3 protein-coding genes are annotated in these 5,250 nt (G+C 72.2%); 2 read left to right on the forward strand and 1 reads right to left on the reverse strand.

Annotation, left to right across the window (positions count from 1 at the left end; all coding sequences use genetic code 11):
• Positions 1 to 63 precede the first annotated feature (63 nt).
• Positions 64 to 1,914: a DNRLRE domain-containing protein gene (locus RIF68_RS26525; RefSeq protein WP_309053823.1), complete on the forward strand. Its 1,851-nt coding sequence runs from the start codon at positions 64 to 66 to the stop codon at positions 1,912 to 1,914.
• A gap of 501 nt (positions 1,915 to 2,415) precedes the next feature.
• On the opposite strand, the gene RIF68_RS26530 is transcribed toward RIF68_RS26525, so the two are convergent.
• On the reverse strand, positions 2,416 to 4,353 hold the full coding sequence (locus tag RIF68_RS26530) for an AfsR/SARP family transcriptional regulator (protein ID WP_309053824.1): 1,938 nt from the start codon (positions 4,351 to 4,353) through the stop codon (positions 2,416 to 2,418).
• Between the two features lie 132 nt (positions 4,354 to 4,485).
• Between RIF68_RS26530 and RIF68_RS26535 the strand changes: the two genes are divergently transcribed.
• Positions 4,486 to 5,250, forward strand: a 765-nt coding sequence (locus RIF68_RS26535; RefSeq protein ID WP_309053825.1) for an alpha/beta hydrolase, incomplete at its 3' end; no start/stop codon positions are given.

Genomic DNA, 5,250 nt, shown 5'->3' on the forward strand with positions numbered 1-5,250 from the left:
ACCGCTCCGGCCTCTGGCACCATGACGCATCCATGTAAATCGAACTCATGGGGGTGGGCGCACGTGCGCCGCAGTCTGACACGACTTCCAGGAAAGAGAAGCATCCTCGCCGCGAGTGGTGGGCTGGCGCTCGCCGCTTCGCTGCTCGTCCCGGCCACGGCATCGAGCACACCGGACGTTCCGGAGCTGAAGGCCGAACCGGTCGCCGCGACGGCAGTCCCCACCGTCACGCCCATGGCGCAGACCGGCCCGCGAAACATCATCAAGCGTCTGCAGGACACCTACATCAGCAGCGCCGACAACGCCGACCACTCGCAGGGGCACATCCTGCATGTCGGCACGCCCGACAACGGTGTGACGAAGTACCGGAGCTTCATGCGCTTCGACGTGTCCAAGCTCCGCGGCGCGCCGATCAAGCAGGCCACCCTGCGCGTGTACAACTCCTTCGTCTCCGACTGCTCGGCCAACGCGTGGATGGGCGTCCACCCGGTGACCTCGGCGTGGGATCAGGCCACCATCACCTGGGCCAACCAGCCCACTGTCGGCGCCGGCAAAGGCACCTGGTTCGGTGTCGGTCACCCGAACTGCCCCGACGTTACGAACAAGAACGATCCCGCCGCGTCCAACGGTATCCAGCGCATCGACGTGACCGACTGGGTCAAGGGGTGGGCGGACACGAGTCTGCCGAACCACGGGATCCGGTTCAGCGCCGCCGAGAGCGGCACGTCCGGTTACAAGGACTTCTGCTCCATGAACCCGGTGGGGACCGACTACGCGTGCCACGCCGCGTACAACGCCCCCACTCTCGAGGTCGAGTTCAACGAGGGTCACACCCCGATCATCTCGGGCAACGAGTTCGGCCCGACGTACCCGAACAACTACCCCGCCGCGCACGCGGCGCTCGAGTTCTTCGACTCGACCAACCCTTCCGTCTGGACGAGCTCGGGACCGTACCAGCGGTGGATCCCCGACGCCTACCACTCCGTCTTCGACGCGAGCCTGAAGGGTGACGCCTGGAAGGGCGGCACCTCGCACAAGCTACGGCCCGGCGGTCCGTACGGCGGTACGGTTCTGGTCACCGGCGACGGCGGCAGCGGCTTCGTCGGCGTGATCCCCTACCCGTCGCTCGCCGGCTACCACTGGGCCATCAACGTGGGCACCGGCGGAAACCTCCACGGCGTCGAGATGCTGCCGAACGGCAACGTGGTGGTGGCGTTCTCCGACGCCGTCCCCGGGGCACCCCAGGGCGGCGTCGCCGTCTACACCAGGGCTCAGGGCGCACCCGGAGCCTGGAACGCCGCGTCACCTCGGATCTTCCCGCTGGAGGACGCGCACGAGGTCTCGTACGACCCGGCCTCCGGTGCCCTCTGGGCCGTCGGCGGAAAGCAGCTGGTGAAGTACGCCTACTCCGGTGGCGAACTCGCGCCTCCGCACGAGCAGGACACATTCGACCTGCCCAAGCAGAGCGCCACGGGGGACGCCTGGGGGCACGACCTCGGTCCCGTGTACGGCAACTCCGACCGCCTCTGGGTGGCGAGCAACGGGGGCATCACCCAGTTCTCCAAGAGCGGCTCCGTTCGCTGCCACTTCGGTACGAACGACAGCCGCTGGCCGAAGGCCGCGTACGTGCAGGGCGCGGAGCACCGCTGGTGCAAGGACTACGCCAACGAACCGGTGATCAACAGCCGCGGCCTGGTCAAGAGCGTGGGTGACGATCCGGCGTCCGGGGTCGTCGTCTCCACCTGCTCGGGCAACCTCGACGCCTGTCCGGAGACACAGATGTCCCATCCGGATGCGCTCTGGACCTCGGCGTACATGCGGTTCGTCGCCGGCAACGGCACTACGACGATCAAGGCCGCCTCGTCGTCGGACCGACACTACAAGGCGACCTGGGCCGTTCCGGCCTATCAGTGATCCGGTATGCCGCGCCCTGAGAGGGGGCGTGCACGACCCGAGGGGGCGGCGGCCCACGGCGACGGCCGCCCCTCCGGGCACTGCGGACCCGCCCCTGTGAGCGGTCCGAGGGGTGTCGTGGTGGTCGTTTCTTCCGCAGTCCGGGAAGGCTGGGGCCCGCGCCCCGCCGCACCGGGCACGCCTCGCGCACAAGAGCCTGTGCCGGAGAAGGATGATCTCCCGCGGCCGTTCTCACCACGGTCCGCGCACGCCACGGAGGGCTGCCACTCCCCCGGCGTCACTCGCCACCGCACCCGCCTGAGGACCCGCCGCGAGGTCTCGAACGGGGCGACGATCCGCCCGGCCGCGGCAAGGGAGCGGCCGTCCGGCCGGCTTGCGCCAGGACTCCCCCAAGGCGCATGGGTACGCAGACGCACCGCAGCCAGTCACCCCGGTCGTCGCTGGCTTCGGCGGTCGCGCGAGCGATGAGCCCCGTGGGGTGGAGTGGGCGGACGATGTCTTTCATCCCTTGTCGGCGCAAGCCTCCGCCTCCGCCAGGTACCGCGCCACCGGCCCCAGCGTCAGCAGCCCGCTCGCCGCGCCCGCGTGTTCGGTGCGGGCGGGGCGCAGGGCCTCGGCCGCGCGGGCGGCGACCGGGCGTTCGCCGAGACGGGCGGCGGCGTGGGCGGTCAGGCACCAGAGTGCCTCCTGCATGTGATCGAGGGGTGGTTCGGGCGCCGTGGCCAGGGCGGTACGGGCTTCCTCGTCCCGGTTGTGGGCGAGCAGGACCAAGGGGCGCGTCCAGGGTCGGTACGGCCCCCAGTCGAGGCCGGGATCGGTGGGCGCGGGACGGTGGTGCAGAAGGCGCAGGCCCAGGAGGGCGAGGGCGAACAGGCCCCGGTGCAGGCCGGGCATGCCCGCTGTCTCGGCGAGGGCGTCTTCGACGGCGCGGTAGTGCGCGGCGGCGCCGGCGGCGGTGGGCCCGCCCGGTGCGGTGCTGTGTGCGGCCGTGGCCCGGGCCCGGAACCAGCCGGTGAGCACCGGGACGAGCGAGGCCTCGGTGTGGACGGCGAGCTGCTCGGCGGCCTCGGCGTGTGCGGTCGCGGCGTCGAGGTCGCCGAGGGCTGAGGCGGACTGGAGGCGGATGAGCCGGCCCAGTACGGCGAAGTTCGGCAGCTCGTGCCGGGTGGCCAGGTCCAGGATCTCGGCGCCGATCGCGTCCCGCGCGGCCGCGAGCCCGGGCCGGGTGAAGGACTGGAGGAACACTCCGTTGAGGGCGAACACCAGCAGGGCGGGATCGTCCAGCTCCCTCGCCAGCGCCTCGGCCTCGCGCGCGGCCTGTCCGGCGCGGCTCGGCGCGGTGAGGGCCGGATCGGCGCTGCGGCTCTCGACCGCGATGGTGGCCAGCAGGCGGGCGCGCAGTTCGGCGGGGCCGTCGGTGCCGAGCGCGGCGAGTGTGCGCTCGGCCGCCGCGACGACGGCGCGGGACTGCTCGGGGTCGTCGGCCCGGCTCCAGAGGGCGGGTACGTCGTAGGCGCCGATGACGCGGGCGGTCAGGGCGACGTCTCCGGTGCGCTCCGCCGCCTGGACGGCGGCCAGGCGGTCGCGCCGCGAGTGGGTGAGGGCGTCGCCACCTGCCAGGGCCAGGGTGCGGGCGAGTTCGACGGTGGTGCGCGGGCCGAGTCGTGCGCCGGCGGTCCACACGGTACGTGGGGGCCGGAGCGTCGAGGCTCCGTGGAGAATGTCGGTCTCCAGGCGCCGTAGGTCGGCGCCGGGATCGAGCCCGAGCTGGTTCGCGAGCATCGTGCGGGCGCGGCGGAGGGTGGCCAGGGCGTCCGCCTGACGTCCTGCCCGGTGCAGTGCGCGGGCCAGCAGCCCCCAGGCCGGCTCGCGCCAGGGGTGTTCGGTGACGTGGGCGGCCAGTTCGGCGATCAGCTCGGCTCCCGAACCGGAGTCGAGGAGGAGGCGGGCGCGCAGTTCCATCCCTTCCAGCCTCAGCTCCTCCAGCCGGGTCCGTTCGCGCTCGGCCCATGCGGAGCCGGTCACGTCGGCGTAGGCGGTGCCGCGCCAGGCCGCGAGGGCCGTGTCGAGTTCGGTGAGCGCATCGGGTGTACGCCGGGCGCGGGCCAGGGCGTCCTCGAACCGGTGGGCGTCCACGGCGTCGCGCGGCAGGCGCAGCGCGTAGCCGGGGCCTTCCGTGACCAGGAGGCGTGGCGGGGTGCGCGGTGGCCGGTCGGGTTCGATGGCGCGGCGCAGCGCGGCGACGAACGTACGCAGGGCACCGACGGCGCGCACCGGCGGCTCGGCCCACAGGTCGTCCACGAGGGTGTCGGTGGTGACCATCCGTCCCCCGGCGGCGACAAGCCGGCCGAGTACCTCGCGGTGGCGGGGTCCGCCCAGGTCGACCGGGGTGCCGTCGTCGTGGAGGGCTCGTACGGCACCGAGTACGTCGATTCGCATGCGCCCATCCTCCGTGCTGCGGGTCTGCGGCGTCGAAGCGTACTGATCGGCTGCTGATCGCCGTCGCCCACGCTGATCCCGTTGGTCCTCGGACCAAGGTTTTTGGTGCACCGACCCCAGGAGGGGCCTTTCATGACGCTCACCATTCCCGGTTTCGACCACGTCCGTCTGCCCGGCGCAGGCGGAGTGGAGCTGGCCGCCGCCGTCGGCGGCAGCGGCAGCCCGGTCGTGTTGCTGCACGGCTTTCCGCAGACCCATCTGATGTGGCGGCACGTCGCCGGGCGGCTCGCCGGCGAGCACACGGTGATCTGTCCCGATCTGCGCGGCTACGGCGCCAGCGACAAGCCGGCGGCCACCGGCCCTGAGGTGTACTCCAAGCGCGCCATGGCCGCCGATGTCGTCGCACTGGCGGCGGCGCTCGGCCATGAGCGCTTCGCCTTGGTCGGTCACGACCGAGGCGCCCTGGTCGCCTTCCGGGCGGGACTGGATCATCCCGAGACCCTCACGCACGTGGGCATCCTGGACGTCGTGCCGACGTTGGACATGTGGAACGTCCTGCGCGGTGTCCCGGCGGCGGTGGGCTACCACCTGTTCCTCATGGCGCAGCCGCCGGGGCTGCCGGAGACGATGATCGGCAACAGCGCCGACGTCTTTTTCGGCTCCTTCCTCGACGCCTGGGCCAGGGATCCGGCGGCCGTTCCGGAACCGGTCCGGTCCGCGTACCTGCGGGCGAGCGCGGCGGCCGTGCCGTCGATCGTCGCGGACTTCCGTGCCTCGGCAGGCGTCGACGCCGCACACGACCGAGCGGACCGGGACGCCGGTTCCCAGCTGGCCATGCCCGTGACGGTCGTCCAGCAGGACTGGGGAGCGCGACTGGGTTACGACGCGGCCGCGGTC

Origin of the sequence: Streptomyces sp. (genome assembly GCF_031178505.1) — a bacterium.
In the GTDB taxonomy this organism is placed as follows: domain Bacteria; phylum Actinomycetota; class Actinomycetes; order Streptomycetales; family Streptomycetaceae; genus Streptomyces; species Streptomyces gulbargensis.

Coding starts and splice junctions, on each gene's coding strand:
- RIF68_RS26530 (WP_309053824.1), bottom strand. CDS start 4,353: ATGCGAATCGACGTACTCGGTGCCGTACGAGCCCTCCACGACGACGGC.